This is a genomic window from Microcystis aeruginosa LEGE 91341 (assembly GCF_015206885.1).
Classification (GTDB): Bacteria; Cyanobacteriota; Cyanobacteriia; order Cyanobacteriales; family Microcystaceae; genus Microcystis; species Microcystis aeruginosa_H.
The window spans coordinates 1-26,390 of record NZ_JADEXY010000031.1; the positions used below are offsets into that span (position 1 = coordinate 1).

The window sequence follows — 26,390 nt, forward strand, 5'->3', positions numbered from 1 at the left end:
GGTGTGGGGTGTGGGGTTTTACCAGTTTTGAGGTGGCCAATTACCTAATTTTCACGGAAAAAGTGCCTAAATTTCCCCCCGATCACTGCCATATCCAGTACTTTTTGATTGACAAAAGGTCTAAAATTCTTACCCAACAAGGTTTTTAACTTTATTCAGCCAGCCCTATTTAACTTCTTAATTGCCCACTCCTCTACTCCCCACTGCCCTCGAAACACATCTTTAATCATACTCAGGAGAATTTTTGCCATGACTACCCACCTTAACCCAGATCACAGTGTTTTCGATGCGGAAGGAGTGAAAGTTTTTTATAACGGGTTTCTCGCTCTTGTGGACGTTCATATTAAAATTCCTGCGCGAAAAATCGTCGCCTTTATCGGCCCCTCCGGTTGCGGGAAAAGTACCCTCTTGCGCTGCTTTAACCGAATGAACGATCTGATCCCCGGTGCCAAGGTGGAGGGAAGATTACTCTACCGAAATCAGAATATTTACGATTCGCAGGTCAACGCCGTCAAGTTACGGCGACAGGTGGGGATGGTTTTCCAACGTCCGAACCCTTTTCCCAAGAGCATTTACGAGAATATCGCCTACGCGCCCCGAACCAACGGTTATCAGGGAAATCTTGAGGAATTGGTCGAGTCTTCCCTGCGGCAGGCGGCGATCTGGGAGGAAGTAAAGGACAAACTGAAAGAAAAAGGAACGGCACTATCGGGGGGACAGCAACAGCGCCTCTGTATTGCCCGTGCGATCGCTATGAAGCCAGATGTTTTATTGATGGATGAACCCTGTTCGGCTCTCGATCCCATTTCTACCCGTCAGGTGGAGGAATTGTGCCTACAACTGAAGGAAAGTTACACGATCATCACCGTCACCCACAATATGCAGCAGGCATCGCGGATCGCCGACTGGACGGCGTTTTTTAACACCGAAACCGATTCGTTCGGGAAACGCCGGGGGAAATTAGTCGAATTCAGCCCCACGGAAGTTATGTTCGGCAATCCGCAAACCGACGAGGCCCGGGAGTATATTACTGGGCGATTCGGGTAATTGAAACAGTAAAAAAGGCTGATAGTCTCTTTTTCAAAACCGTGCGCGGTTTGATCCCGAAACATCCCTTGGTATGAATATAAAAAACTGGATTTTCGCCATTTTGTTGGTTTTTGTCCCGATCTCGATCGCTGGTAATTTCCGCCATTGGGACGTGACGATCATTTTTCTGAGTGCTTGTCTGGCGATCGTTCCCCTGGCCGCTTACATGGGAAAGGCAACCGAGGAAATCGCCGTCGTGGTCGGACCCAATCTCGGCGGTTTACTGAATGCCACCTTCGGCAACGCTACCGAATTAATTCTCGCCTACGCCGCCTTGGAAGAGGGTTTGATCGAGGTGGTGAAAGCGACCATTACTGGTTCGATTATCGGGAATCTGCTGCTGGTAACGGGCGTATCGATGTTTTTCGGCGGATTACGCTATAAAGAACAGAAATTCCAGCCCGTGACCGCCCGTTTAAATTCCTCGTCGATGAATCTCGCCGTCGCCGCGATCCTCCTACCCACGACCGTTCAATACACCTCCGCCGCAATCCAGGAGATCGTCCTACAGCGTCTCTCGGTAGCGGTGGCGGCGGTATTAATTTTTGTGTATGGTCTGAGTCTGCTGTTTTCGATGAAGACCCACACCTATCTTTACGAAGTGGGGGTTGCCGATCTCGATCAAGAGTCGGGGGAAGCCGTAAGCGTAAAAAAGCCGAATCTCTGGCTGTGGGTGGGGATATTACTGCTCGTGACGCTCGGGGTGGCGATCGAATCGGAATTGTTAGTTAATACCCTAGAGGAAGCTACGAGCGAATTAGGATTAACAACCCTTTTCACGGGGGTGATCCTGCTGCCAATTATCGGCAACGCAGCCGAACACGCCACTGCGGTTAGGGTTGCCTTAAAAGACAAAATGGATCTGGCGGTTTCTGTCACCGTCGGTTCCAGTCTGCAAATCGCACTTTTTGTCGCACCTGTCCTCGTGATTGCGGGTTATTTCCTCGGTCAGCCCATGGCTCTCGATTTCGATCCGTTTGAATTGGTCGCCGTCGCCGTCGCAGTGTGGCTGACTAACTCGATCAGTAACGACGGTCGCTCGAACTGGCTAGAGGGTATATTACTGGTGGCGACCTACGCGGTGATCGCCCTCGCTTTCTTTTTCCATCCCGCACCGGGATAAGGCGATCGGTCGTGGGAAATACAGTTTCTCCATTGGGATGGGTAGTAAAATTCTCCCGTTGCCGATTAATTGATCGGTTTCCCCTGCCATGGTTAAGGTATAACGAACGAACCAGACGGCCATTTTAAGGAAAAAAACGATGATCGAGATTGCGATCGCGATATCCACCGGTGTAGCAGCATTCGTCGCCACCAACCTCGACGATATATTGATTCTGACGATTCTCTTCAGCCAAACGGGAAAACTCTTCCGTCGTCGCGATATCGTTATCGGTCAGTATATCGGCTTTATTCTGCTGGTTATTGCCAGTTTAGCGGGATTTTTCGGTTGTTTTCTCATCCCTAACCCATGGATTCGCTATCTAGGCCTCTTTCCTGTGATTCTCGGCATCTTTTCCCTTCTCAAAGAAGAGGAGGAGGAAGAGCCGGAGAATGTGGAAGTGGACCTGGAGGGTGCGAAAAATTCCCCCTTCGGCGTAGCTCAGGGTAAACCCTTCGGTGGTTGGTTTGACTCGCGCACCTATAGCGTGGCTGCCTTAACCGTCGCTAACGGCAGCGATAATATCGGCATTTATATTCCCCTGTTTGCCAGTAGTACCGTCACAAGTTTGATCGTTATCGTCAGCGTGTTTTTGATTCTGGTGGGGGTTTGGTGTGCAATCGCCTACGGGTTGACCAGTGTGCCGACCATCGCCACTATCCTAACCAGTCAGGGAAGTACCTTTGTTCCCTGTGTGCTGATCGGTTTAGGGATTTTTATCGTCAAAGAAAGTATTCCCCTCACGTTTTTGGCCTTAGCAATTAGTTATCTCTGGGCGATCGCAGGTCGCGGTCAGGAACTGGCAAAAAAATAAAGTACCATTTATTGCTAGGTCAGAATTATCCCATCCCAAGGGGTGATTCTGAGTGGGGGGTAGGGTTAGGAGATTTTAACTTACCGAGAACAACGATTTGATGCGTTGCATTCCAGACGTTTTTGACGTTCTGCTAAGATTATTTGTAAATTCGGTCGTCCGGTTAAGGTTAATCGCCAAGAAGCCCAAATTTCATAGATAATATCCACTAGAAACCCAATAACCGGCCATTTGGTAGCGGCATAAATCCAACCAATGCCTAAAATGTCATAGACTTGGCGAAACACTTCCACATTTTGGAGAATAGTACCATCGGCTAGTACGGCGTGGATTCGTCCCATGGCTGCCGCGAAGGAAATACCGCCATTTTCCTCTGGATTATAGTTTTCGTCGGCAATATCGACAAAAGCAACTAATCCTCTCCCAGCATCCCGTTTTTGCAGAAAATTGACCTCACGCAAGCAGAGGGGACATTCTCCATCGTAGAGGAGTTTAATTTTCCAAGAGGGCGATCGAGTAGAATTTTCTAAGGTATCAGCAGATGGAGTCGGTAAAGATGGCATGATCTTCTAGGGATTTTCTTTTCAGTGGTCGGTAATTAGTGAGGGGTTGAGAAGTAGGGGGCTCTCCCAGGTTTGGTGGGTAAAATGTATTCTAAGATACATTCCTCCTAGCGAGGGGGTGGAACGAACCACAAAGACACAAAGGACACAAAGATTGATCGATCATATTGTGAGTTAAACTTATCACACAGAACCTAGAAGAGCCAGTAGGGAGTGGGGAAGTGGGGAAATGGGGAGAATAAATAAAAAAAAATGGCTCTACCGAATCTGTCATGCAAAACTATTAACAACTCATGCTTGTAAAGCTTGTACAGCAAGGCTTTGAGTTTTTGTTAGATTGATATTTATCAACTTTAGAGCATTGCTGGACAGAGAGGGAGCTTGGGGAATTTTCTACAGCGTAAGTTCGGAAGAACCATAAAAATAATCTCCTGACTCCTGACTCCTGACTCCTGATGATTATTTTATGGCAATTCATCAGATTGGATGGCATCACTCTCTATTGGTTCTCGATCGTTGCGTTTTGAGAAACCCCAAGCAAAGAGGATAGCAATTAAACTAATCATAATCCATTCTGGCGGCACAAAATCGGGACTAATAACCCGCAACAGCAATCTTAAACCCACCAAACCGACGGTGACAAAACCAGCATCTTCTAGGTGGGTGTATTCCTCTAACCAGCGAATAAATAAACCCGCCATAAAGCGCAGGGTAACTACTCCGATCGTACCACCAAGCAGGATTAACCAAGTATCATCGGCCACGGCGATGGAGGTGGTGACACTATCGAGGGAAAAAGCTAAATCAGTAACGGCAATTAGGGGGATAGCTTGCCAGAGAGATTGAAACTTGAGACTATGATGGGTGTGGTCCTTGTCTTCAGGGGAGGCAAAGTAATTAAAGACTAACCAGAGCAAATATACTGCTCCCAAAAGTTCAAACTGCCAGTATTTAACCACCCAGGTGGCGGTAAGAATCAAGACCATACGGAGAATATAGGCGAAAACTAAGCCAATATTCAAGGCCTGACGTTGACGCTGATGATCTCCTAATCCCTGTGCTATGGAAGCGAGAGCAATGGCGTTATCTGCTGATAATACCGCTTCTAGGGCAATGAGAACCAACAGAATTAACGGGGTTTTTAGACTAAGGGTTAGAGATGAATCAAGGAGCGAGTCTAACATTGAGGCCGCAGGTAAAAATAAATGTAATCATGGCAATACTTCAGCTTAACGCTTTTACAACTTTCTTTTCTAGGGGAGATAACCGTCATCGGGGGGGGAGATATGAAGTCTTGTAACGAAATGATGCAGAGAACCCCGATGATGTCGGAAAGTATTGGATGAATATCTTTATGAGGAGATAATCAGCAATGCTTTCTGATACTCAAGTTTTGGTCGCTCTGGTAATTGCTTTAATCCCCGGGATTTTGGCTTTTCGTCTAGCGACGGAACTTTATAAGTAAAGTCGCTTTCAATAAACCCTGATCCCGTCTAACCTAGCTATAGGATAGACCGATTGGGGTTTTTTCGGTTATCGGTTATCAGTGATTGGGTGTAAATTGAAAGTAATTAGCCACTTTCTGACCGATTTTACTTGTACTCATAAATCTATGACCGCACGAACACGAAACCAAACCGACAAAAAAACACAAAAAAAGCCAAAAAGTGGCAATAAATCCCAAAAATGGCAAGTTATCGAGATTTGGCTGCGAATTATTGCCTATAGCGCCATTTCCATCACGGCGGTTTTTGCGATCGCTCGTTTGTTACCCTACCAACAGATGCAACAGGCAAAACTGGAAGAAGTGCGTTTGGCAGCCCAAGAAAAGGAGGAACGCGTCAATCAATTGCGCGGTCAATTTACTCGCAGCTTTGATCCTAGTCAAGCGCGGCAAGTCATGGGGGAACAAAGTCCCCGACGGGATCCCAATCAAAGACGCATTTTTTGGGTTTCTCAGTAGATTAGCTGCCCTTACATCTCAATTACTTGTTAAGACTCTAGAGGAGAGGGCCACAGAGTCGGGATAAAACTAATGACCACAGCGACACAATTCTTAAGCATTTCTGCCTTGACAAAAGAGGATTATTATGGGTGCAGCTGAATTTTGAAGAAATATCTATAGGACATTTTGGGCGCACGCAGTTCGATAAACTCACTGACCACGGTGCGCCCCTACCATTGGCACAATAATATTATTGTAGGGGCGAATTGCATTCGCCCTCTTTGAATAATGAGATGCACCCATTTTAAATGACTTGAGGGAATCAGATAGGGAATTTACAAGGGGATAAAAATTAAAATCTTTCTGATTTCAAGCTACCAACGACCGGCGCTAGTCACTGAAAACTCACATCTGATAACTGATAACTGATGACTGAAACCTGATAACTGATAACTGATAACTGATAACTGATAACTGAAATGACTCGATCCTATTTTGCTACTACCGCTAGGGGACTAGAAGAAATTGCCGCTAGGGAATTAGAATTCCTAGGGGCAAAAGAAGTGAAACCAGTATTCACTGGAGTCCATTTTCAGGGGGATATCTCCCTACTCTATCGAGTCAATCTTTGGTCAAGAATTATTTTTCGGGTTTTGGTTCCCATTGCCGAAATTCCCTGTGGGGATGGGAAGGAACTGTATGATGGCATTCAAGCCATTGATTGGCGCGATTATCTCAGCAGTGAGGAAACTTTAGCGGTACAATGTACGGGAACGAACGATCGCCTCAATCACACCCATTACACCGCTTTAAGCATCAAAAACGCTATTATCGACCAACAGCGTCAACAGGGCAATCCCCGTTCTTTTGTGGATACAGAAAACCCCGACCTGCAAATTAACGCTCATATCGAGAAAAATCGCTGTGTGCTTAGTTTAGATAGTTCTGGCCACAGTTTGCATCGTCGCGGGTATCATCGGGCCATGGGAGTCGCACCTCTGAAAGAAAGTCTCGCCGCTGCTTTGGTAGAATTATCGGCATGGCAGGATGATATGGCACTTTTAGACCCTTTTTGTGGTTCGGGAACCATTGTCATCGAAGCAACGTTAAAAGCTTTAAATATTGCCCCCGGTTTATCCCGTTCCCAGTTCGGATTTCAGAAATGGCCAGACTATCAACCGGATTTATGGCAATCTTTGCTTCAGGAAGCTAAAGAAAAACAAAAATTTCAACTAAATGCGCCAATTTATGCTAGTGATGCCGATTATGAGGTTTTGCATCAGGCCGAGGATAACGCCTATTTTTGTCAAGTGCAGGACTATATTAATTTTAGCTTGCAAAGCATCACCGACTTAGAACCGGCGAGCGATCGAGGGATTATTCTCTGTAATCCCCCTTACGGCAAAAGATTGGGCAATACCGAAGAATTAGGGGCCCTATATAAATCCTTCGGTGATGTCTTAAAACAGAGGTTTAAGGGTTGGACAGCCTATATTTTATCGGGAAACAAAGAACTGACTAAACAAATCGGTCTGCGTTCTTCCCGTCGCACTCCCTTGTATAACGGTTCTCTGCCCTGTACCCTCTTAAAATATGAGTTGTATTAAGCTAAGACGCATTTAAGCCGCTTATTCTTAGATTAGCGGTTCTCTTAGGTTTGGTGGGTAAAATGTATTCTAAGATACAGTCCTGTTGGCGAGGGAGTGGGAAGAACCACAAAGACACAAAAGACACAAAGATTGATCGCTCCTATATAAGTTAAACTTATCACACAAAGGGTTCCGCTTCCCAGTGCGCGAGGTCATTCTGTTATTCTGACTTCCCCTCCTGACTCCTGACTCGGAGACTCCTGACTCCTAACCCCACCAACAAACTTTTTCAGCAAACCCTGACTACATCAAAACCTTGAGACTGTCAAGGGCTAAATGAACATTTTGACGAACTGAGGCAGCAGAAGTGTGTAAATCCAGACGTTCAGCATCGGTCAAACGCACTTCCAGAATACTTTCCACACCCCGACAGCCTAGGCGACAGGGAACCCCCAGATAGACATCCTGTAAACCGTATTCACCCTTAAGATAGGCTGCCGCCGGCAGTAAACGGGATTGATTTCTCAATATCGTCTCGACCATGGTACAGGCAGAGGAAGCAGGGGCGTAATAAGCGCCGCCAGTTTGCAGTAATTTGACGATTTCAGCCCCACCGTTGCGAGTTCTCTCCACTAAACGGTTAATCGTCATCTCGTCCATTAATTCGGTAATCGGCACACCACTGACGGTACAGTAACGGGGTAAGGGCAACATTAAATCACCGTGACCACCCAAAACCATAGCATGAACGTCGGCGGTACTAACCCCCAATTCCATGGCGATAAAGGTTTGTAAACGGGAAGAATCGAGGACCCCTGCCATTCCCATCACTCTTTGGGGGGGTAAACCGGTCGCTTGCCAGACTAGATAGGTCATCACATCCAGGGGATTAGTGATGACAATAAAAATGGCTTCCGGAGAATACTGGAGGCATTTAGTGGCGGCCTCGACGACAATTTTGGCGTTAACATTCATGAGGTCATCGCGACTCATGCCCGGTTTTCTGGCTAATCCAGCCGTAATCACGACAATATCCGAGCCTGCCGTGTCTTCGTAGTTATTAGTGCCGATAATCTCGCTGTCGTGCAGTTCTATGCCCTGAGCTTCCATCAAATCTAGGGCAATACCCTGGGGTAAACCATTGACGATATCGAGGAGAACCACATCAGCGAGGTTTTTTTCGGCGATGCGTTGGGCCAGGGTGCGTCCGACGTTGCCGGCACCAATAACCGAGACTCGGGGCGATTGACAGGGGATGGGTGTATCGTAGAAGTCAACCATGGTTTATGGATGAGGCAATTCCTCATCAGGCGGGTTCCAGTTGTTCGAGCTTTAGCCACACACTGGGGGTGGGAACATAGAATTTAATCAAAGCATAATCATCTTTTATATCCAAGACTTCTGCTGTCGAGTCGAACATATAACTGGGTAAACGGCGATCGCTGGCCAGGGCCTCCAGGCTATTTTCTAGGTTTCCCGTCACCACGCGGACTAAAGCTCCTTTCTTAATTGTAGCTGCCATGTTTTTCTGGTTAAATTTGCTTGGGGGTTTCTCCCATAAATTGTTACATATTCGGGCAGACCTCTGACAAGAGCTTTTTTCAGTCATCACTGAACTGATGAGTGATACCAAAGGCCGAATCTAAAACCTAATTGGTTAGGCTAAAAGCTTTGATGTACTTAAGTGGCTGGTTATAATTAAATTAAAAATGGATTTTATAGCGTTTCCTAAGCTAGTGAGGTACACCTATTTTTCTTCCCCTTTGCCTTTTGCCTAAAACCCATAACTTTTGTACCTCAGCAGACTGAAAAACGCTATAAATTACGAACACCCTAGCAGTTATCCTAATAGTGAAGGAGGAAGTTTTCCTTTGGGGGAGTCAGAAACCGATCGCCGGTCAAGGAAAAACCCGATAATTCAACCTATTCCCTCGGATCAAAATCTGGCAGCGTCCCCAGCTTGCGAATGGTGACTTTAACATCCATAGACAAAAAGTCATCGGCATCGCCAAACCAAGAACCAGAAAGAGGTATGATTTGACCGGGATGACGAGCGATCGCCACTCGAATTAAATCAAAGCCGGCGGTAATTTGATTAGTCGGATCATAATTACGCCAACCGGCCCCCGGTAGATAAACCTGTAACCAAGCATGGGTAGCGCCAGAGCCAGTCATTCCCACTTCACCACCGTCGAGGGCAGCATCGTAGAGATAGCCACTGACAAAACGACAGGCTAAACCCAATCTTCGCAAAGCTTCGATCATCAACCAAGCATAATCGCGACAAGTTCCCGACTTTAGCCGCAGGGTTTCTCCGGGGGATTGAGTTCCTTCACTCTCCCGGGATTGGTAAGTAAAATTATCTTTGATAGCGGCCATCATTCTTGCCATGGCATCGAGGGTATTATCTTGGTCCCCCGCTACAAAACTTTTGGCCCAAGCTGCCAAGCTGCCGTCGGCATCCTCAGCGTGGGGACGCATAAACACCACTAGATCTAACCATTCATCGGGGGTATATTGGACAGGAATTTCGATCGCCCGTTGAGCGAGGGGAAAATCAGCGATCGCTTTTAAGCCAAAATGTTCCGCCCGTAATCGACAGGTAACGATTAATTCTGACGCTGGTTCAGCAAATTCAAGCTCTACCACATTGTTAGATAGAGTATCCATAGTCCAGCGCGTTTTGGCGGCAATATTCGCTTCTACAGAATAACTGATAATTCTTTCGCCGTGACCGGCACTAGGCAAAAAAATCGCCCGATGTTCCCCAAAAGTTACCGGTTGACGATAATGATAGGTGGTGATGTGTTCCAAGTCGTAGATGACACTCATCCTGATTATCCTTAATAAAGTAGCTGGTTATAATTAAATTGCTTGTTGAGACGAGGCAAGAGGCAAAAGGCAAAAGCAAAGGGATTGGGGGAGATTCGACTAATCTAAAGAATAAGGGGTTTAAATACGTCTTAGCTTATGTGGGCTAAACTATACTCAATCCATCAGCCGATTTTTTTCTCTCCTCATGACCTCTGACCCGTTCCTCGATCGAGCTTGGAATACCGAAGACCTAGAACAAGCGCTTCGAGGTGTCGGCACTATTCAAGAAGAACTCAACTATAATCAGGCACGCAATTCTCTGGGCAAACTTGTTGAGCGTCTCGATCTTACCTCGATCGAGAAAATTGGTCTAGAAGCGGAGATCGATCGCCTAGTGGCCCTGCTGGAAAAACTCGATCGATCCCTGATTCAAATTGCCGCTTTTGGCCTGGTGGGCCGGGGAAAATCCTCGATTTTAAATGCTCTGGTCGGTCAAGAAATCTTTACGACCGGTCCTCTACACGGAGTTACCCGCACCATTAAAGGGGTAAATTGGCAGTTAAGCAGCGATGATACTTTCCCTAATCTAGCGCGTCTGACCCTGAACGGCCAGGGTAATGCTCAGGTGCAATTGCTTGATACTCCCGGTATTGATGAGGTAGATGGGCAAACGAGGGAAATTCTCGCCTGTCAGGTGGCGCAGCAGGTGGATTTAATCCTTTTTATCATCTCTGGTGATATGACCAAAGTGGAATTTTCCGCCCTGGCCAAGTTGCGGGAAGCGGGAAAACCGATGATTTTGGTCTTTAATAAAATCGATCAGTATCCAGAAGTCGATCGCCTCGCTATCTATGAGAAAATCGCCTCAGAACGGGTGAAAGAATTACTCTCCCCCGATGAGATTGTTATGGTGGCGGCCTCTCCCCTCTTGACGGAGACCGTCAAGGCTCAGGATGGGCGGATAAAAACGCAACGATTTCGAGGAAAACCCCAGATAGAAGCTCTGAAACTCAAAATTTTAGAAATTCTAGAGCGAGAGGGTAAATCACTGGTAGCACTCAATTCTATGCTGTATGCGGACGAGGTAAACGAGCAAATTGTCGCCCGCAAAATGGCTATCCGTGATCGCGGTGCTAATCAATTGATTCAAAAAGCAGTGATGATCAAAGCATCGGCGATCGCTCTTAATCCAGTGACGGTGTTGGATTTGTTTACGGGAGCAGTTATCGATCTAGCCATGATTCTCGCTCTTTCTCGCTTATACGGCATCGATTTAACTCGTCAGGGGGCGATCGCTCTTTTACAAAAAATTGCCCTCAATATGGGGGGTATTAGTGCCAGCGAATTTTTAGCGGTTTTGGGCTTAAGTTCCCTCAAAGGACTGCTTGGCCTCTCGATTCCTGCCACTGGCGGCATTTCTCTTCTTCCCTATACTTCGATCGCCCTGACTCAAGCGGGGGTTGCCGGTGTATCCTGTTATGCGATCGGCCAAGTGACGAAAACCTATCTCGCTAATGGGGCCACCTGGGGACCCGATGGCCCCAAGGCAGTGGTAGCCAGTATTCTCGATTCCCTCGACGAAACCTCGATTCTCAACCGGATTAAGCGGGAATTAGGCTCAAAATTGGGGGTGGGGGTTAGGAGAAGTGGAAATTATGAATTATGAATTATGAATTAGGAAGTGGGGAAGTGGGGAAGTGGGAAGTGGGGAAATTTCAACTAAAACCCTAAAACCCTAAAACCCTGACACCCCAACACCCTATCTCCTATCTCCTGACGACCGACTCCTAACAGTTGATCACTGATCACTGACTCGATCAATCCAAGAAATGCTTACTATGGACAATCGCCGCTATAATAACTACCACCCCTTGAATTTGATAGATCAGACGGTAGGCATAGGCAGACTTTTCTCGGATGGTATCATCGCTAAATTCGGCGCATTTTTTCGCTTCTAGGGGACAATTTTCTAAAGAATAGCTTATATCAAGAATTCGACGCACGACGGCCGCCGCGTAGGACGGGGAATCTCGACTAATATAAGATGCGATCGCATCCACGTCTTCAATTGCTTTGGGCGACCAGACAAGGCGATAATTCACTCGATCAGCCATTTGTTTAAAAGACCCTCAACTTCTTCTTGGGGGATTGTATTCTCTAGAGAAGCAGCGCTCAAACTTTGACGCACCTTCTCCAGAACGTATAAATGATACTGAATATCTTCAATTGAACAATCATCCGGTAATTGATTCAAGAGGGATTCCACTTTTTGTCTAATGCTATTCATACAAGTTTGACCGAAGTTTTTAAGGAAAAGTATAAATTTAAATTATCTATCAACTATCATCTATAGCAGTTATCTTAATAGTGAGGTACGAAGTATCTGGTTTTAGGGAACAGGGAACGGTTAACAGTAGCCAGTCGGCAAGAGATAATGCCAAATTTCTTTGTACTTCATCTTTAAGAGAAACGCTATATCATAGATAGAAAATTAATAGTCACGCATCCTATCTTATGCCATAGTCCCCGGAAAAGCGAGAAAAAGTTAAGAATAGGTAAGGTGATTATCTAGCTTTTGTAACATTGGAGCGGGCATTCTGTTAAGAATACTTAATAATTCTCCTATCTGCTCAATCCCCGCAACTTTTAGGGATTATTGACCAATAACCATCTAGCGGCCACAATATCCCCCCCCCCAATCGCAGGAATTTTTTGTTACATTAGTTTACAGTTCCCTCAACGCCCCAGTGGGTTATTAATTTTAATGTCTTCTTCGGTTCCTTCGTCGGATTTTATACCCTTAATCGGTCAAGAAACAGAAATCTTTAACTGGGCAAAATCCCATTATCGTAATCATACCTTTGCCAAAGATGAAAAAGTAGCCACGCGCCCCGGACTGTTATACTTTGTCGAATCTGGGGCGATTCGTATTGTTGGTAAAGCACAAGTTAACGTTATCGACCAAAAATTCCCTCGTCAACCACCTATTGCCGATAGTGAGGAAGTATTTCTCGGTTTTGTGGGTGCAGGTCAACCTTTTGAGATTGTTTCTCAATTTCCCTTTCAATTACAAGCCCAAGCTCATCTAGACGGAACCGAGTTAGTCTGGTTATACTGGGAAGACCTAGAACAATGGCCGCAATTGCGATCGGCTGTTATGGAAACTTTTCGCCATCAATACCAGCGTAAGTTATTTTGGTTGAGTATTCTCGGTCAAAAACGTTCCCTCGATCGATTAATGGGGTTCTTGGTTTTATTATTGGAAGAATACGGTCAACCCTGTGTAGAAGGCTATTATCTTCCCTATCCCCTAACTCACGCTCAAATTGCCAGCGCCATCGGCACTACCAGAGTAACAGTAACAAGATTAATCGGTAAATTGCGACAACAAAATTCGATCTTTTTTAAGCAGGATAATCTTATCGGATTGCCCAGTTTATTCTTGAGTCAGAATTAATTTTTCTGCGGTGTTGCTGACTCAAGCTATGAATGCTAACTGTGCATCCCATCCAAAAGTTAGTTTGGCTCCAAGTTTTAAAAACCCCACACAACAAGATTCCTATCACAAATCAGCAACGCCAGAAATCTATTATGACCGCACAAACCCCACCATCGCTCTCCGTTCTCTACGAGGAAGATTTTGTTTTCTGGACAGAAAAAACCGCCGAACTTTTAAAGCGAAAAGACTTTGACGGAGTGGACTGGGAAAATCTGATCGAGGAAGTAGAGTGCATGGGAAAAAGCGAGCGCCAAGCTGTCGAAAGTTTATTAACTCAACTATTAATTCATCTTTTAAAACTGAGTTATTGGACAACGGAAAGAGAACGAAATGCGCGTCATTGGCTAGGAGAGATAGCCACTTTTCGAGTGCAACTGAAAAAAAAGATCAAAACTCCAACGCTGAAAAATCATGCCATCAATTCCTTTGGGGAGGCCTATTCAGACGCAAGACAAACCCTAATTGATGGGAGAATTGTCGATAAAAATACAATTCCCCTAGAGTCTATATTCACTCTCGAACAAGTATTAGATGGAGATTGGTTCCCCATCGATATCGCACCTTTTCTTACGGAAAGTTGAGAGCCACTGATACTTAAATAGTTAGATGTTAAAAACTGTCACCCCCCCCTTATTAAGGGGGGATTAAGGGGGGATCAAGGGGGGATTTATCTTAAATTTAATTATAACCAGCGACTTAGTTCGAGGTTATCTCAAAATAATCTGGAGGATGAGCTTTTCCCTCATGTCTGATGTTTATCTAATTGGTGGCCCCAATGGTTCCGGGAAAACCACCGTCGCTAAAAAAATTTTACCTAACTTTTTAGGCGTTATCGACTACGTTAACGCCGATGAGATTGCCGCCGGACTCTCACCTTTTAATCCTGAGTCGGTTGCTATCCAAGCAGGACGGTTGATGTTAGAAAGGTTGGTAACACTGAAGTGCCAAGGAATAGATTTTGCCTTTGAAAGCACCCTGGCATCCCGACATTTTGCCCGTTTTTTGAGAGACTGTCGCAGTTCTGGCTATAGACTCAATCTTATTTATTTTTGGCTACAAAGTCCAGAATTAGCTTTAGAGAGAGTTCACAGAAGGGTAGCCAGTGGCGGTCATAATATTCCTGAAGATGTGGTTCGTCGTCGTTATGAGCGGGGACGCATTAATCTCATGCAGTTGTATTTACCTTTGTGCGATACTTGGGTTATCTATGATAATTCTGGGGATGAACCGCACTTAGTTGCTGCGTTAGGATTTAATCAACCTCCTATTATTTATAACCCAGACACCTTCCGAATCATTACCAGAAACCAAAATGACTGAACCCACCTTAACGGAACTGCATCAGAAAATCGATACAGGTGTTAAAGTCGCAATCGCAGAAGCAATTGAGAGACACCGCCTCTTAGGAGAATCTATCAGCATTTTCAAAGATGGCCAAATCGTCACCTTAACAGCCGCGCAAATTCCGCCAAAACCTGCCAAAAAAACGGAAGTGTAAAAAATTGGTTGACTGTCTCAAATTTCACTATTCGCAGTAATTCTATCAAGACTAGAAACGAAAAATAAGCAATTTAGAAGGTTTAAGGCGGGATTACCCGGATGCTAATCTTAGTTTTAACGGAAGATTACGCTGTAGCTAATCCAATCTACTCAACTATATTTTTCGAGGTTCCCAAAGATTTTCAGTCGTGATACAATATTAGGCCGATGTCTATTACAGCGTTTCTCATAAAGATGAAGTGTAACCTGATTCGATATCGACGACCGACTCCTGACTACCTAAAATGAAAACTTCGTACCTCACCATTAAGATAACTGATATAAGTGCGAATCGAGTGGTTAAGTTCTCGATTATTTTTTTCTTATCTGCTATTTTTGCTAGTCTTAGTTCACAATTTTTGCTTCTTGCTTCTAGTTCACAAGCAATTGCTCAAACAAGTAATTTAAGCAACCAATCTTCTCCTACTTCCAATGAATTATTAAATGGAATAATTATTGCAATTGTTTCTGGAATAATTGGATTTCTTGCCAATTTTATTATTGAACGACTCAAGAAAAAAAGTGAACCAAGAAAGCAAATTTCTTATAGCAAGCTTGTCAAAAGCGGAATTATTGGCAATATTGAAAAAGATATCGAGAATAAAATTGGTATCTTGTACAATGGAAAGCCAGCACAAAATATGTTTTATGCACTTTTTGATATTGAGAATACAGGTAATCAACAAATTAAAAATCAAGAAATAAGATTTGAATTCACAAATATCGATGAAGTCTTAGATGTATTTTACTGTCCCCAAAAAATAGAACCTGAAATGGAGCTTAAAGAACTTACCGAAACCAGTCTTGGCAAGCATGAGAAAAAGTTTAGAATAGGTGTTATTAAACCACAAGAAAAACTAGGATTTAGATTTATTGTACAAGGACTGAAAAGTCAAGCTCTGGACTTCAAGCACCACACTAAAAATGATGATGATGTACGTTTTATCAAAATTGAAGAAAAAAAAGTTGCAGACGACATTGAACAGGTAAGAGTTTTCTTGACGAATTGTCTTTTTGCTTTTGTGTTGCTACCTTTGATAAGAACAAGTTTTTCTTCTATCTCCATTATTGATATTTTTATATCTCCCTTGCTATCATTAGCCAGTTTGTCAATTTTTGTTTTTTTAATACTTCCACGTCTTGAGGCATTTATAAAATCCGTTATTAATCTAGTATCAGCAACATCAAATAAACAGTCCGATGTACTATGCGGGGATATAGGAATGTTAGTTACTGGAGGTTCTGTAAACGTTGAAAAGCTTGCATTATCATCCGATGAAAATGAAGTAATATAACTGTCGGTTTTAACGGTGGATTACGCTGACGCTAATCCACCCTACTGTAGGATAATTGTCTTCTAGCTTCGTAGAGGATGACAGCAGTAGCGATCGCAACATTTAAAGATTCTACACCACCAAAGAGGGGAATTTTCACCGTTTCATCGGCTAAAGTCGCTAATTGGGGTGATAAACCGGCCCCTTCATTGCCTAATAATATTAAAGTCGGACGGGTAAAATCAATCTCCCAGTGGTTTTTGGTGGCTGTGGGTAAAGTCGCGATCGCTTTTACCCCCTGTGCTTGATATTTTTTCACTAAAGCCGATAAATCCGATTCTACCACTAGGGGCGATCGAAACCACTCCCCGGCGGAACTGCGGATCACTTTCGGGTTATCGATTTCGACGCTATCGAGACTTAACCAGATACCCTGTACTTCCGTAGCCACAGCAGTGCGGATAATAGTGCCGAGATTACCCGGATCCTGCAATCTTTCCAAAACTAAGCCGAATTGTAGCGGATTTTGGGGGGTTGGATGAAGGTGATCACGGGAAATAGTGGCAATCACACCATCGGGATTAACCGTTGTTGCTAGGGAAGCGAGGACTTCCGGGGAAACTATCTCGACTCGTTTCGCTTGATTTTGAAACTTCTCCGCTAATTCTGCCTGTCTTTGCTGCCACTTTTCAGTATAACAAACCGTTTCTAGGGAACAATTCACCGCTAAAGCTGTCTCTAGTAAGTGGGTTCCCTCAATTAAGGACAAATTCTGCTCCTGTCGCTCTCTAGTGCGGTGTAGCTTGCGAATTTGCTTGATTAAAGGGTTTTGAACACTGCTAATCATAGCCAATCGGATTTTTTACCCCGCTAGGGCTGCCCTAAATAACTACGTTTTGAGGGAGATAATGCGGAACTCGGGACTTGAACCCGAAAGTCTTTGCAGACACTAGAACCTGAATCTAGCGCGTCTACCAATTCCGCCAGTTCCGCATTTTTCTTTCACAATCTCCCATCATACTATCGGACAATCCATAAGTCAAGATAGTTGAGATAATTAAGACAAAAATCGTTTTTCGACGTAGAATCACCGATAATTCGTTCAAAAATCTGATAAAATGCAGTCTAATTTTACCGAAGCTTTCCTTAGCCAAGACTACCAACTAAGATAAATGAATGATCCTATGACTATCGATATCGAGCATCCCTATTTAGAAATTCAAGGTCGTCACTCTCTCAAGGGTGAAGTTAAGATCAGTGGTGCCAAAAATGCCGCTCTAGCGATTATGGCGGGTGCTTTACTCTGCTCCGACGAGTGCCAGATTAGTAATGTACCTGCTCTAGCCGATATCGAGCGGATGAGTCAAATTCTCTCGGCTTTGGGCGTGCAAGTCCGTCACACCGGAGATAGACTTGAGATTGATGGCAGAGACCTGCAACAAGCTCAAGCACCCTACGATCTCGTCTCCCAGTTGCGAGCCAGTTTTTTTGCCATTGGACCGATTTTAGCCCGTTTAGGAGAGGCAAAAGTTCCCCTCCCCGGTGGCTGTGCCATTGGGGCCAGACCAGTGGATCTGCACGTTAGAGGTCTACAGTCAATGGGTGCAGATGTATTAATTGATGGCGGCATGGTACACGCCCGCGTTAAAGGTAATGGTCGTCTGAAAGGGGCGAATATTTATCTGGATTATCCCAGTGTGGGAGCGACGGAAACCCTAATGATGGCGGCGACTTTAGCGTTCGGGGAAACCATTCTCGGTAATGCGGCCCAGGAGCCAGAGGTGATTGATTTGGCCAATTTTTGTGTTTCCATGGGGGCAAAAATTCGCGGTGCCGGGACCAATACAATTGTCATTGAGGGAGTTTCCCGTCTGCACAGTACCGATTACAATATCATTCCCGATCGCATTGAAGCCGGGACTTTGCTGATAGCTGGGGCGATTACCCGCTCGGAAATTAGTCTTTATCCCGTGATTCCCAGCCATTTAGCTTCTGTAATTGCCAAACTGCACGAAATCGGTCCGCAAGTGGTGGAAGATGGTCCCAATCGTCTCCGGATTATCCCTAGAGACTTAAAAGCCACCGATATCGAAACCCTACCCTATCCCGGTTTTCCCACGGATATGCAGGCCCAATTTATGGCTCTATTAACTTTAGCCGAGGGCGGTAGCGTGGTTAATGAGACGGTTTTTGAAAATCGTCTGCGTCATGTGGCCGAATTAAAGCGTCTGGGAGCAGATATCAAGGTCAAAGGAAATGTGGCTTTAGTGCGCGGTGTGCCTTTCCTCTCCGGGGCGCCGGTGATGGCCACGGATCTACGCGCTTCGGCAGCTTTGGTGGTAGCAGCATTGGCAGCCCAGGGGACTACTATTGTGCAGGGACTCCATCACCTCGATCGAGGTTACGATAATTTAGAGGGTAAATTAAGAGCATTAGGGGCAAATTTACGCCGGGTTGATCCTTTAGCCTTAGAATTGGCTACCCTGTCCCCATCTTAATAGGATGATTAGTTATCGCTGTTCTATCGGTGTTGAGTGGATTCTCGTGAGCAACAATATAGGACAGCGTTAATCGTGCTTGGCTGTTCTATATTGACGGAACCCTTCATCAGCGATCGCATTTACCAAATCTTAGCCATTACTAACACAAACGCCGGCAATTCTGGATCACCACTAATGGTTTCAGGAGCATTTAAAATCTCTGGTTCTTGATGGGGACGATAAATATAGACTTGGCGATTTTGGCGATCAATTAACCAACCCAATAAAGTACCATTGGCAATATATTCCTCCATCTTTTTCCGCAGACTGGATACTGTATCACTAGCAGAACCTAATTCAATGACAAAATCGGGACAAATGGGGGCAAAAGAGGCTTTTTGTTTTTCTGTTAAAGCATTCCAGCGTTCTAATTTAATCCAAGCGGCATCCGGTGAACGAGTCGCACCATTGGGCAGCGTAAAACCCGCACTAGAATCAAACCCAAGCCCCGTTCCATCTAGTTCTGACCAGTTCCCCAGTTGCAGAGCTATATTAAAATTGCGATTACCCGTATCTGAAAAAGCAGGGGGCATAACGATCACTTCTCCACTGGCACTGCGTTCAATGCGTAAATCTCGATTGGCTAAACAAAATTCATAAAACTGCTCCTCCGTCATCGGCATAATCCAAGGAAGATCAATCATCAAAGGAGCCGAGGTCGCTTGTACAAGTAGTGTCGTCATCGTTTACCCCTACTCAAGAATTAGATGAATTAACAACTGAATGCCCTTCAATCTTAACTTAGCTCTTGTTAACGGCATTATTGACTACTAAAAGATAGAAGGCGATCGCTCTTAACTTTGCTAAAGAAGCCTGACGAAGAGGAATGTAAATATTTATAAAAATGTAGCTTAAAATACAGTTTTTATGAGGAGTATGTGATTTTTTGGTTGTCCGTCTTTTCAGAAAAAGAAACCACAAAAGTCTCCTAATACCATCAATAAAATCTGACAATTTCCCTTCATTAATTGGAGTGGTTTTTATCAGTTGTCATACTAAATCCGTTGAGTAACGCACAGAAAACGGGTTTCTCCGAGAAACCCGTTTTCTATTAATGCTGGGGGATAGTTTTTCCTAGCTTAGGGGGATTGAAAGTTTAATTTTCCCTGAATCTTTGTAACAGTTCTGAGCGAGATAAATTAGCCAGAGAAAGAAGTAACCTGGTGCGTTCCGAGAGGGGAAGTTGGGCAATCTGTTCCACCAGACCAGATAATTCTGCATCTAGGCTGCCAAACCGTCCTTCTAGAAGACTGGTTATCAGCGATAGTTGTCCTTCTAAACTACCTCGTTGTATCCCCTCTTGTATCCCTTGTTGTATCCCTTCTTGCATCCCCTCTTCTTTCCACTCTTCTCGTTGCTTTAGATAAGCTGGTGATAAGTTCATGATGTCCTCCTGTTCTTCGGTACTTAAATTATCTCTCAATTCTAAATTCTTGCGCCAGTTGGCCAGAATTTCCAGTAAATTCTCTTGGAAAGGATTACCTTCAGGCAATTGCACTAATTCTTCTACTGCTCGTTTTTGAGTTCCTCCTTTCCCTAGCACCCTCAACCATAAAGTCTCCTCATTGACTGGTAATTGATGGATGGCAACGATTCCTGTTTTGAATAGACTAGGGGAAAAATAAACTCCTTTTCCCCACTCCTCTTTCATCCCCTCTTCCGGTAGGAATGAAGGGGGGATTCCCACGACTTCTTCAATCATTCTCGCTGAAAAAGTAGGCGTTAAAATCCAGAGAACTGGTAGTTCAGCTTCTGTTAGAGTTTTGCTTGTCCTTTTCGCCTTCCTTAAGACTTCGCCATGAACCGCATATAACTTGGAGATGCAACTGCGAATCTCTACCTCGGAGGGGGGGTTACGGAAGGGTTCAAATAAGCAGCAAGTCGCCGCCATTTTAGCGAGTAACCCCAAGGGTAATTCCGTCCTTGATGCTGTGGCTGGTTCAAACCAGACATCGATTTCTTGAACCTCACTTTTTACTTTCTTACTTTTTCTAATCGTTCCTAGAGGTGTTAGTAATTCCTCCAGATATTCCTTGGCAAATTGGTCGTGAATTTGGCGAGTCATTGCAGTGGATAATTAAGCCGAGAAAGTGCATTAACAATCTTGTTAGATCATAGCAAGTTTTGAGAATTTATCGGCTCTCTTATTCTTTGTGTAACAAGTTTAACTTAAGTAGCTGGTTATAATTAAATTAAAAACGGATTTTAGGTTCGATCCCCCCTTAATCCCCCCTTGATAAGGGGGGTGTCGATCCCCCCTTAATCCCCCCTTGATAAGGGGGGTGTCTGATAACTTTTTCGGTCTTTGTGTCCTTTGTGTCTCTGTGGTTCTTCACACTCATTGCTTAAAGGCCCCTTCAAGTTCCCAGAGCCTAGTCACCAATATTCCGAAAGTGACAGAAAAGGGATAATCTTCCACTCAATTGCCCAAAAAAAAGGCTAGAATCGAAACATAGTATCGATCGCTAGAGATTTTTGATGAATTACAAAAAATTTTGCTTGGCTTTTTTGCTGTCCCTTATCCTCATCAACACTGGATTAGTTATGCCTAGTTACGCAGACGCAAGAGAATTGAGAACAATTACCGTGACGGGAGAAGGAATAGAAAATATCCCCACTTCTCAAGCAATAGTGCGCTTAGGGGTAGAAGTTCAAGGCAAAGAAGCGGGAAAAGTGCAGCGGGAAACCGCCACTCGTAGCGATGCGGTGGTTAAATTTCTTCGTTCCCGTCAAGTGGAAAAATTGGAAACCACCGGCATTAGTTTACAGCCCAATTACGACTTCAGCAACAATCAAAGACGTTTAATCGGTTATGTCGGGGCTAATTTGATTAGTTTTCAGATTGATATAGCCCAAGCGGGGAGTTTAATCGATGAAGCGGTGAAAGTCGGGGCAACACGCATCGATGGGGTAAGTTTTACTGCTGGAGAATCAGCGATCGCAGCTGCCCAAAGAACCGCTCTCATCAAAGCCACGGAACAAGCTAGAGAACAGGCCACAATCGTGTTACAGGCCCTTGGTTTATTGCCGAAAGAAACGGTTTCTATCCAAGTGGGTAATACCAGTAATCCCGTGCCAATAGCCCGCTCAGAAGCGGTTTTTCGGAGTGCCGATGCTGCCAGTAGCCCGGTTATCGGAGGGGAACAAACCCTGCGGGCTGCTGTCACCCTCGAAATTAGCTATTAAGATCTGTAGCTAGGACAATTAACTACACATATCTAAACACCTCTTGCCTCTTGCCTCATCAAACTTTCGCCCTCATCCGTGAATTATCCCAACTTTTTACCCACTGTTAGGGAGGGATTGAGTGAAGATACCTCCCTTGCTCTCCTCGAAAATATCCAACAAATTGCCATCGATAGCCCCATCTATCCTCGATCGATTCTAACTACCTATAGTCAACAAGGGCAAGGTCAACCGCCTTTTCTCCTCCTGCACGGTTTTGATAGTTCCCTGCTGGAATTTCGGCGTTTACTACCTTTACTCGCCCAAAATAGGGAAACTTGGGCGATAGATCTGCTCGGCTTCGGTTTTACTGAGCGATACCCAGATTTACAAGTATCTCCGAAAACTATTAAAAGCCATCTTTACCATTTCTGGCAAACTGCGATCGCCCAACCGATAATTTTAGTCGGTGCTTCCATGGGGGGTGCAGTGGCCCTAGATTTTGCCCTCTCCTACCCGGAAATAGTGGCGAAATTAGTCCTGATTGACAGTGCAGGACTAGCTAACCCCCCGGTTTTGGGTAAATTGATGTTTTCTCCCCTCGATAAGTGGGCAACTAATTTTTTAGCCAATCCCCGCGTGCGTCAAAATATCAGTCGTACTGCCTATTTTGATGCAACTTTAGCCACTGTTGATGCTTGCACCTGTGCCAATCTGCACCTGAATTGTCCCCACTGGAGTGAGGCTTTAATCTCCTTTACCAAAAGTGGCGGTTATGGGGCATTTTTGCCGAAATTAAGCCAAATAAACCGAGAAACTCTGATTATTTGGGGAGAAAACGATCAAATTTTAGGCACAAAAGACGCGGAGAAATTTCAGCAGGCCTTACCTAATAATCAACTGGTTTGGATTCCTCGCTGTGGTCATGTTCCCCACCTCGAAAAACCGGAACTGACCGCGGCCGCGATAGTTAAATTTGCGAACTAAAAACTTATAATGAGATTATTGGACCCTATAGTGCCAACTTTTATGAAATTTTTGCCGATCGCTCTTGCTACATTCAGCCTTCTGAGTTTATCTGTCAATATTCCCGCTACCGTAGCCACACAACAGCTTTTTTGTCGAGGCCGCATGAATAACGGTTGGTCCTATTCAGCAGAATTTATCAATGGACGTTTTGAGCGCATTCGCTGGAAGCGTTCCGGTCAACCTCCCCAAGTTTCTAGCCTTAGTTTTAAAAATACCAACAACAAAGGACAGCCGATTTATCGCGGCAGTTTATTCGCCGCAGTCACTGTCACTCTGATAGACTTATCCAAAGGAGATGTCCGTCCCGGTTCGCAAATTTCCGTGGGAGTGGAAGAATGGGGTTGGTCGCGGGGAAAATGCGGTCTTAACAGATGAACAACTTCGGTGACAAGGTAAGTTTTATTTGGAGTATCGCGGATTTGATCCGCGATACCTTTAAGCGCGGCAAATATCAAGATGTCATCTTGCCTTTCACCGTGCTGCGTCGCCTCGACTGCGTGTTAGAACCAACCAAAGAGGAGGTCTTAGCAGCCTACCACCAGTACAAAGACAAGCTCGACAATCTCGATCCTCTCCTCTGCAAAAAATCAGGATTTGCCTTCTATAACAGTTGTCCCTACGACTTCGAGAAGCTCCTCGACGATCCCAAACAGCTGGCCGCTAACCTCAAGCTCTACATCAACAGTTTTAGCGGCAATATGCGCGAGGTATTAGAGAAGTTCGACTTTGCCAACACCATCGACAAGCTGGAACAATCAGACCTGCTCTTTCTCGTCACCGAGCGGTTTAAGAACATCGATTTGCACCCCGATAAGGTTTCTAACCTAGAGATGGGATACATCTTTGAGGAACTCATCCGCAAGTTTAACGAAGCTCTCGATGAGAATCCGGGGGAACACTTCACACCCCGGGAAGTGATTCAGTTAATGGTTAACCTCATCTTCTCCCCGGACAAAACACAGTTAAGCCAAGAATACATTACCCGCAGCGTTTACGATCCCTGCTGCGGTTCCGGGGGAATGCTGACCATTGCCAAGGAGCGGATTCTGGAACTCAACCCCAAGGCCCAGGTGTTTCTCTTTGGCCAGGAAGTCAACCCGGAGACTTTTGCCATGTGTAAATCGGACCTCTACATGAAAAGTGTGGACGGCAAAGACGCTGAAAATATCAAGTTTGGCAGCACCCTCTCCCAGGACCAGCACAGCGACAAAACCTTTGACTATCTCCTGGCCAATCCACCCTACGGCAAGGACTGGAAGCGAGATAAGGACGCGGTGGAGACAGAGGCACAAAAAGCAGGCAGCCGATTTTCAGCAGGAACACCCCGTATCAGTGACGGACAACTTCTTTTTCTACAGCAGATGATTGCACGCATGAAGTCGGAGACCCAGGGAGGCAGCCGCGTGGCGATTGTTATGAACGGTTCGCCATTGTTTACCGGAGATGCCGGAAGTGGGGAGAGCGAGATCCGGCGCTGGATTTTGGAAAATGACTGGCTCGAAGCCATCATCGCTCTGCCGAATGACCTATTTTATAACACCGGCATTGCCACATATATCTGGGTATTGACCAACCACAAGGCTGCCGAGAGGAAAGGAAAGGTGCAGCTAATTAATGCTTCCGAATTTTGGCTGCCGATGCGGAAGAGTCTTGGCAGCAAGCGCCGGGAGATTAGTTCCGAGCATATTCGGGAGATAACTGAAATTTTCCAGAGTTTTCAACCCTCAGAGGTCAGTAAAATTTTTGATAGGGAAGATTTCGGCTACCGCAAGATTACCGTAGAGCGTCCCTTGCGGCTCAATTTTCAGGCATCACCGGAGCGGATTGAGCGATTGAAAGAGCAGAGCGCGTTTGCTAATCTGGCAGTAAGCAAGAAGAAAAGTGCTGAAATGAAGGGGATCGAGGAACAGGCCGGCAAGGAACAACAAAAGCTGATTTTAGCCATGCTTAATAGTTTTCCCGATACTTTATATCATGATCGAGGGGAGTTTGAGAAGGTGCTAAAGAAAGAGATGAAAACCAGGGGAATAACCGTCGCATCAGCAGTTTATAAGGCGATTCTTTCGGCTCTTTCTGAGGGGGACGAAACGGCTAATATTTGTCTGGATAAACAGGGTAATCCTGAACCGGATACGGATTTAAGAGATACGGAAAATGTGCCACTTAAGCAGGATATTAATGACTATTTCGATCGAGAAGTTCTTCCCCATGTGACCGATGCTTGGATTAGTGACACGGTGCGCGATGTTAGGGACGGTGCGCTCGGAAAGGTGGGGTATGAGATTAATTTTAATCGCTATTTTTATAAGTATCAGCCACCGCGAACTTTAGAGGCAATTGAAGCTGATATTAAGGCAGTGGAAGGGGAGATTTTAGCCATGTTAACAAGTCTAGAGGAGAGGATTTGAGCATGAATAATCCCTTAGTTAATTGGCCAGAAACTTTGACAATTACTCAAGAGCAGTTTCAGAAAATAGCAGCGTCTAACAGAGATTTACGATTAGAAAAAACCGCCCAAGGAGAACTGATCATTATGCCACCCACAGGAGGCAATACAGGCAGAAGAAATCTCAATTTAGCTGGTCAAGTTTATATTTGGAATGAAAAGTATCAATTAGGAATAGCGTTCGACTCTTCGACTGCTTTTCATCTTCCTAATGGTGCGGATCGCTCTCCTGATGTTGCTTGGATACGTCGGGAAAGGTGGGAATCTTTAACCCCAGAGGAACAGGATGATTTTTCGCCTATTTGTCCAGATTTTGTCATTGAATTGCGGTCAAAAACTGACTCGATGAAAACCCTACGAGAGAAGATGCGGGAGTATTTAGAAAATGGCTTACAATTAGGATGGTTAATCGATCCGAAAAGTAAAACCGTTGAGATTTATCGAGCTAATCAAGAAGTAGAAATTTTGCACAATCCCACACATTTGTCAGGTGAGAATATTCTAACTGATTTTGTTTTAGATTTAGACGATCCCCCCCACCCCCCTTCAAAAGGGGGGAGAAGCAAATAAAATAAAAAAGAGGTGTCAAAATGCCAGTGCTTAAATTGCGCTCTCATATCGGCGAAGATGGGATGTTACATTTAGATATTCCCCCTGAGTTTAAGGGTCAGGAAGTGGATGTAACGGTAACTGTTGAACCTATTACAGAGGAGAAAACCAAAACAAAGGAAACCTTATCTCAAGCAAGGGAAAGATTTGCTAAAGTGCGAGAACATTTTCAAGGAAGAAATTTTTTGGATAGCACAGAATTATTAAGAGAGGATAGACAAAGGTGACGAGTTTTGTTGTTGATGCTAATGTAGCTATCAAATGGGTGTTAACAGAAATTTACACAGATAACGCTTCTCGCTTATTAAGTCCC

29 protein-coding genes and 1 tRNA gene are annotated in these 26,390 nt (G+C 44.9%); 19 read left to right on the plus strand and 11 right to left on the minus strand.

The window, feature by feature from the left end; genetic code table 11:
- The first annotated feature begins 249 nt into the window (after positions 1–249).
- From pstB to IQ234_RS06780, 3 genes are all read left to right on the plus strand, one after another.
- Positions 250–1,047, plus strand: a complete 798-nt coding sequence (gene pstB / locus IQ234_RS06770) for a phosphate ABC transporter ATP-binding protein PstB (protein WP_193956528.1) — start codon at positions 250–252, stop codon at positions 1,045–1,047.
- A gap of 73 nt (positions 1,048–1,120) precedes the next feature.
- On the plus strand, positions 1,121–2,212 hold the full coding sequence (gene cax / locus IQ234_RS06775) for a calcium/proton exchanger (RefSeq protein WP_193956529.1): 1,092 nt from the start codon (positions 1,121–1,123) through the stop codon (positions 2,210–2,212).
- Between the two features lie 139 nt (positions 2,213–2,351).
- Positions 2,352–3,065: a cadmium resistance transporter gene (locus IQ234_RS06780; protein WP_193956530.1), complete on the plus strand. Its 714-nt coding sequence runs from the start codon at positions 2,352–2,354 to the stop codon at positions 3,063–3,065.
- An 80-nt stretch (positions 3,066–3,145) separates the two neighbouring features.
- Here the strand turns inward: IQ234_RS06780 and IQ234_RS06785 are convergent, their stop codons facing one another.
- Together IQ234_RS06785 and IQ234_RS06790 are read right to left on the minus strand one after the other, a co-directional pair.
- Positions 3,146–3,628, minus strand: a complete 483-nt coding sequence (locus IQ234_RS06785) for a thiol-disulfide oxidoreductase DCC family protein (RefSeq protein WP_193956531.1) — start codon at positions 3,626–3,628, stop codon at positions 3,146–3,148.
- Positions 3,629–4,092: 464 nt separating this feature from the next.
- Complete coding sequence (locus IQ234_RS06790; RefSeq protein ID WP_193956532.1) at positions 4,093–4,812, minus strand: TerC family protein; 720 nt, start codon at positions 4,810–4,812, stop codon at positions 4,093–4,095.
- Between the two features lie 188 nt (positions 4,813–5,000).
- Here IQ234_RS06790 and psaM point away from each other — a divergent pair, with 188 nt between their 5' ends.
- The 3 genes from psaM to IQ234_RS06805 all read left to right on the plus strand — a co-directional run bounded on the left by psaM (position 5,001) and on the right by IQ234_RS06805 (position 7,180).
- On the plus strand, positions 5,001–5,093 hold the full coding sequence (gene psaM / locus IQ234_RS06795; protein ID WP_012264462.1) for a photosystem I reaction center subunit XII: 93 nt from the start codon (positions 5,001–5,003) through the stop codon (positions 5,091–5,093).
- Between the two features lie 147 nt (positions 5,094–5,240).
- A complete protein-coding gene (locus tag IQ234_RS06800; RefSeq protein WP_193956533.1) occupies positions 5,241–5,591 on the plus strand; it encodes a hypothetical protein in 351 nt (116 codons plus the stop codon).
- Positions 5,592–6,052: 461 nt separating this feature from the next.
- A complete protein-coding gene (locus IQ234_RS06805; RefSeq protein WP_193956534.1) occupies positions 6,053–7,180 on the plus strand; it encodes a THUMP domain-containing class I SAM-dependent RNA methyltransferase in 1,128 nt (375 codons plus the stop codon).
- Between the two features lie 285 nt (positions 7,181–7,465).
- Here IQ234_RS06805 and mdh read toward each other — a convergent pair whose 3' ends face one another.
- The 3 genes from mdh to IQ234_RS06820 form a co-directional block, all read right to left on the minus strand.
- A complete protein-coding gene (mdh, locus tag IQ234_RS06810; RefSeq protein ID WP_193956535.1) occupies positions 7,466–8,443 on the minus strand; it encodes a malate dehydrogenase in 978 nt (325 codons plus the stop codon).
- Between the two features lie 25 nt (positions 8,444–8,468).
- Positions 8,469–8,684: an NAD(P)H-quinone oxidoreductase subunit O gene (locus IQ234_RS06815; RefSeq protein ID WP_110579781.1), complete on the minus strand. Its 216-nt coding sequence runs from the start codon at positions 8,682–8,684 to the stop codon at positions 8,469–8,471.
- 401 nt (positions 8,685–9,085) lie between these two features.
- Positions 9,086–9,994 carry a transglutaminase family protein gene (locus tag IQ234_RS06820; protein ID WP_110579782.1) on the minus strand — a complete coding sequence of 303 codons (909 nt, stop codon included), beginning with the start codon at positions 9,992–9,994 and terminating at the stop codon, positions 9,086–9,088.
- Positions 9,995–10,181: 187 nt separating this feature from the next.
- Between IQ234_RS06820 and IQ234_RS06825 the strand changes: the two genes are divergently transcribed.
- Positions 10,182–11,642 (plus strand): GTP-binding protein, encoded by a 1,461-nt coding sequence (locus tag IQ234_RS06825; protein ID WP_110579783.1) that lies wholly within the window; start codon positions 10,182–10,184, stop codon positions 11,640–11,642.
- A 151-nt stretch (positions 11,643–11,793) separates the two neighbouring features.
- Here the strand turns inward: IQ234_RS06825 and IQ234_RS06830 are convergent, their stop codons facing one another.
- Together IQ234_RS06830 and IQ234_RS06835 are read right to left on the minus strand one after the other, a co-directional pair.
- Positions 11,794–12,090 (minus strand): type II toxin-antitoxin system RelE/ParE family toxin, encoded by a 297-nt coding sequence (locus tag IQ234_RS06830; protein WP_110579784.1) that lies wholly within the window; start codon positions 12,088–12,090, stop codon positions 11,794–11,796.
- Positions 12,075–12,263, minus strand: a complete 189-nt coding sequence (locus IQ234_RS06835; protein ID WP_002752772.1) for a hypothetical protein — start codon at positions 12,261–12,263, stop codon at positions 12,075–12,077. The genes IQ234_RS06830 and IQ234_RS06835 overlap by 16 nt, the downstream gene beginning before the upstream one ends.
- Before the next feature lie 477 nt (positions 12,264–12,740).
- On the opposite strand from IQ234_RS06835, the gene IQ234_RS06840 reads away from it, so the two are divergent.
- From IQ234_RS06840 to IQ234_RS06860, 5 genes are all read left to right on the plus strand, one after another.
- On the plus strand, positions 12,741–13,433 hold the full coding sequence (locus IQ234_RS06840) for a Crp/Fnr family transcriptional regulator (protein WP_193956536.1): 693 nt from the start codon (positions 12,741–12,743) through the stop codon (positions 13,431–13,433).
- Between the two features lie 134 nt (positions 13,434–13,567).
- Positions 13,568–14,056, plus strand: coding sequence for a DUF29 domain-containing protein (locus IQ234_RS06845; protein ID WP_193956537.1), 489 nt, complete (start codon positions 13,568–13,570; stop codon positions 14,054–14,056).
- Positions 14,057–14,219: 163 nt separating this feature from the next.
- Positions 14,220–14,795 carry a zeta toxin family protein gene (locus tag IQ234_RS06850; RefSeq protein WP_193956538.1) on the plus strand — a complete coding sequence of 192 codons (576 nt, stop codon included), beginning with the start codon at positions 14,220–14,222 and terminating at the stop codon, positions 14,793–14,795.
- Positions 14,788–14,973, plus strand: a complete 186-nt coding sequence (locus IQ234_RS06855) for a hypothetical protein (RefSeq protein ID WP_193956539.1) — start codon at positions 14,788–14,790, stop codon at positions 14,971–14,973. Before IQ234_RS06850 ends, IQ234_RS06855 begins: the two co-directional genes overlap by 8 nt.
- A 286-nt stretch (positions 14,974–15,259) precedes the next feature.
- Positions 15,260–16,309, plus strand: a complete 1,050-nt coding sequence (locus tag IQ234_RS06860) for a hypothetical protein (protein ID WP_193956540.1) — start codon at positions 15,260–15,262, stop codon at positions 16,307–16,309.
- A gap of 31 nt (positions 16,310–16,340) precedes the next feature.
- Here the strand turns inward: IQ234_RS06860 and IQ234_RS06865 are convergent, their stop codons facing one another.
- Positions 16,341–17,135: a TrmH family RNA methyltransferase gene (locus IQ234_RS06865; RefSeq protein WP_193956541.1), complete on the minus strand. Its 795-nt coding sequence runs from the start codon at positions 17,133–17,135 to the stop codon at positions 16,341–16,343.
- Between the two features lie 62 nt (positions 17,136–17,197).
- Positions 17,198–17,281 (minus strand) — tRNA-Leu (locus IQ234_RS06870).
- 191 nt (positions 17,282–17,472) lie between these two features.
- Between IQ234_RS06870 and murA the strand changes: the two genes are divergently transcribed.
- On the plus strand, positions 17,473–18,786 hold the full coding sequence (gene murA, locus IQ234_RS06875; RefSeq protein ID WP_193956542.1) for a UDP-N-acetylglucosamine 1-carboxyvinyltransferase: 1,314 nt from the start codon (positions 17,473–17,475) through the stop codon (positions 18,784–18,786).
- Between the two features lie 122 nt (positions 18,787–18,908).
- On the opposite strand, the gene IQ234_RS06880 is transcribed toward murA, so the two are convergent.
- Positions 18,909–19,511, minus strand: a complete 603-nt coding sequence (locus IQ234_RS06880) for a Uma2 family endonuclease (RefSeq protein ID WP_193956543.1) — start codon at positions 19,509–19,511, stop codon at positions 18,909–18,911.
- 413 nt (positions 19,512–19,924) lie between these two features.
- On the minus strand, positions 19,925–20,893 hold the full coding sequence (locus IQ234_RS06885) for a hypothetical protein (protein WP_193956544.1): 969 nt from the start codon (positions 20,891–20,893) through the stop codon (positions 19,925–19,927).
- 413 nt (positions 20,894–21,306) lie between these two features.
- Between IQ234_RS06885 and IQ234_RS06890 the strand changes: the two genes are divergently transcribed.
- The 6 genes from IQ234_RS06890 (at position 21,307) to IQ234_RS06915 (ending at position 26,304) form a co-directional block, all read left to right on the plus strand.
- A complete protein-coding gene (locus IQ234_RS06890; RefSeq protein ID WP_193956545.1) occupies positions 21,307–22,014 on the plus strand; it encodes an SIMPL domain-containing protein in 708 nt (235 codons plus the stop codon).
- 78 nt (positions 22,015–22,092) lie between these two features.
- On the plus strand, positions 22,093–22,980 hold the full coding sequence (locus IQ234_RS06895) for an alpha/beta fold hydrolase (protein WP_193956546.1): 888 nt from the start codon (positions 22,093–22,095) through the stop codon (positions 22,978–22,980).
- Positions 22,981–23,022: 42 nt separating this feature from the next.
- Complete coding sequence (locus IQ234_RS06900; RefSeq protein ID WP_193956547.1) at positions 23,023–23,397, plus strand: hypothetical protein; 375 nt, start codon at positions 23,023–23,025, stop codon at positions 23,395–23,397.
- Complete coding sequence (locus tag IQ234_RS06905) at positions 23,394–25,430, plus strand: type I restriction-modification system subunit M (RefSeq protein WP_193956548.1); 2,037 nt, start codon at positions 23,394–23,396, stop codon at positions 25,428–25,430. The genes IQ234_RS06900 and IQ234_RS06905 overlap by 4 nt, the downstream gene beginning before the upstream one ends.
- 2 nt (positions 25,431–25,432) lie before the next feature.
- On the plus strand, positions 25,433–26,038 hold the full coding sequence (locus tag IQ234_RS06910; RefSeq protein WP_193956549.1) for a Uma2 family endonuclease: 606 nt from the start codon (positions 25,433–25,435) through the stop codon (positions 26,036–26,038).
- A gap of 20 nt (positions 26,039–26,058) precedes the next feature.
- Positions 26,059–26,304 (plus strand): hypothetical protein, encoded by a 246-nt coding sequence (locus tag IQ234_RS06915; protein ID WP_185239407.1) that lies wholly within the window; start codon positions 26,059–26,061, stop codon positions 26,302–26,304.
- Positions 26,305–26,390 lie beyond the last annotated feature (86 nt).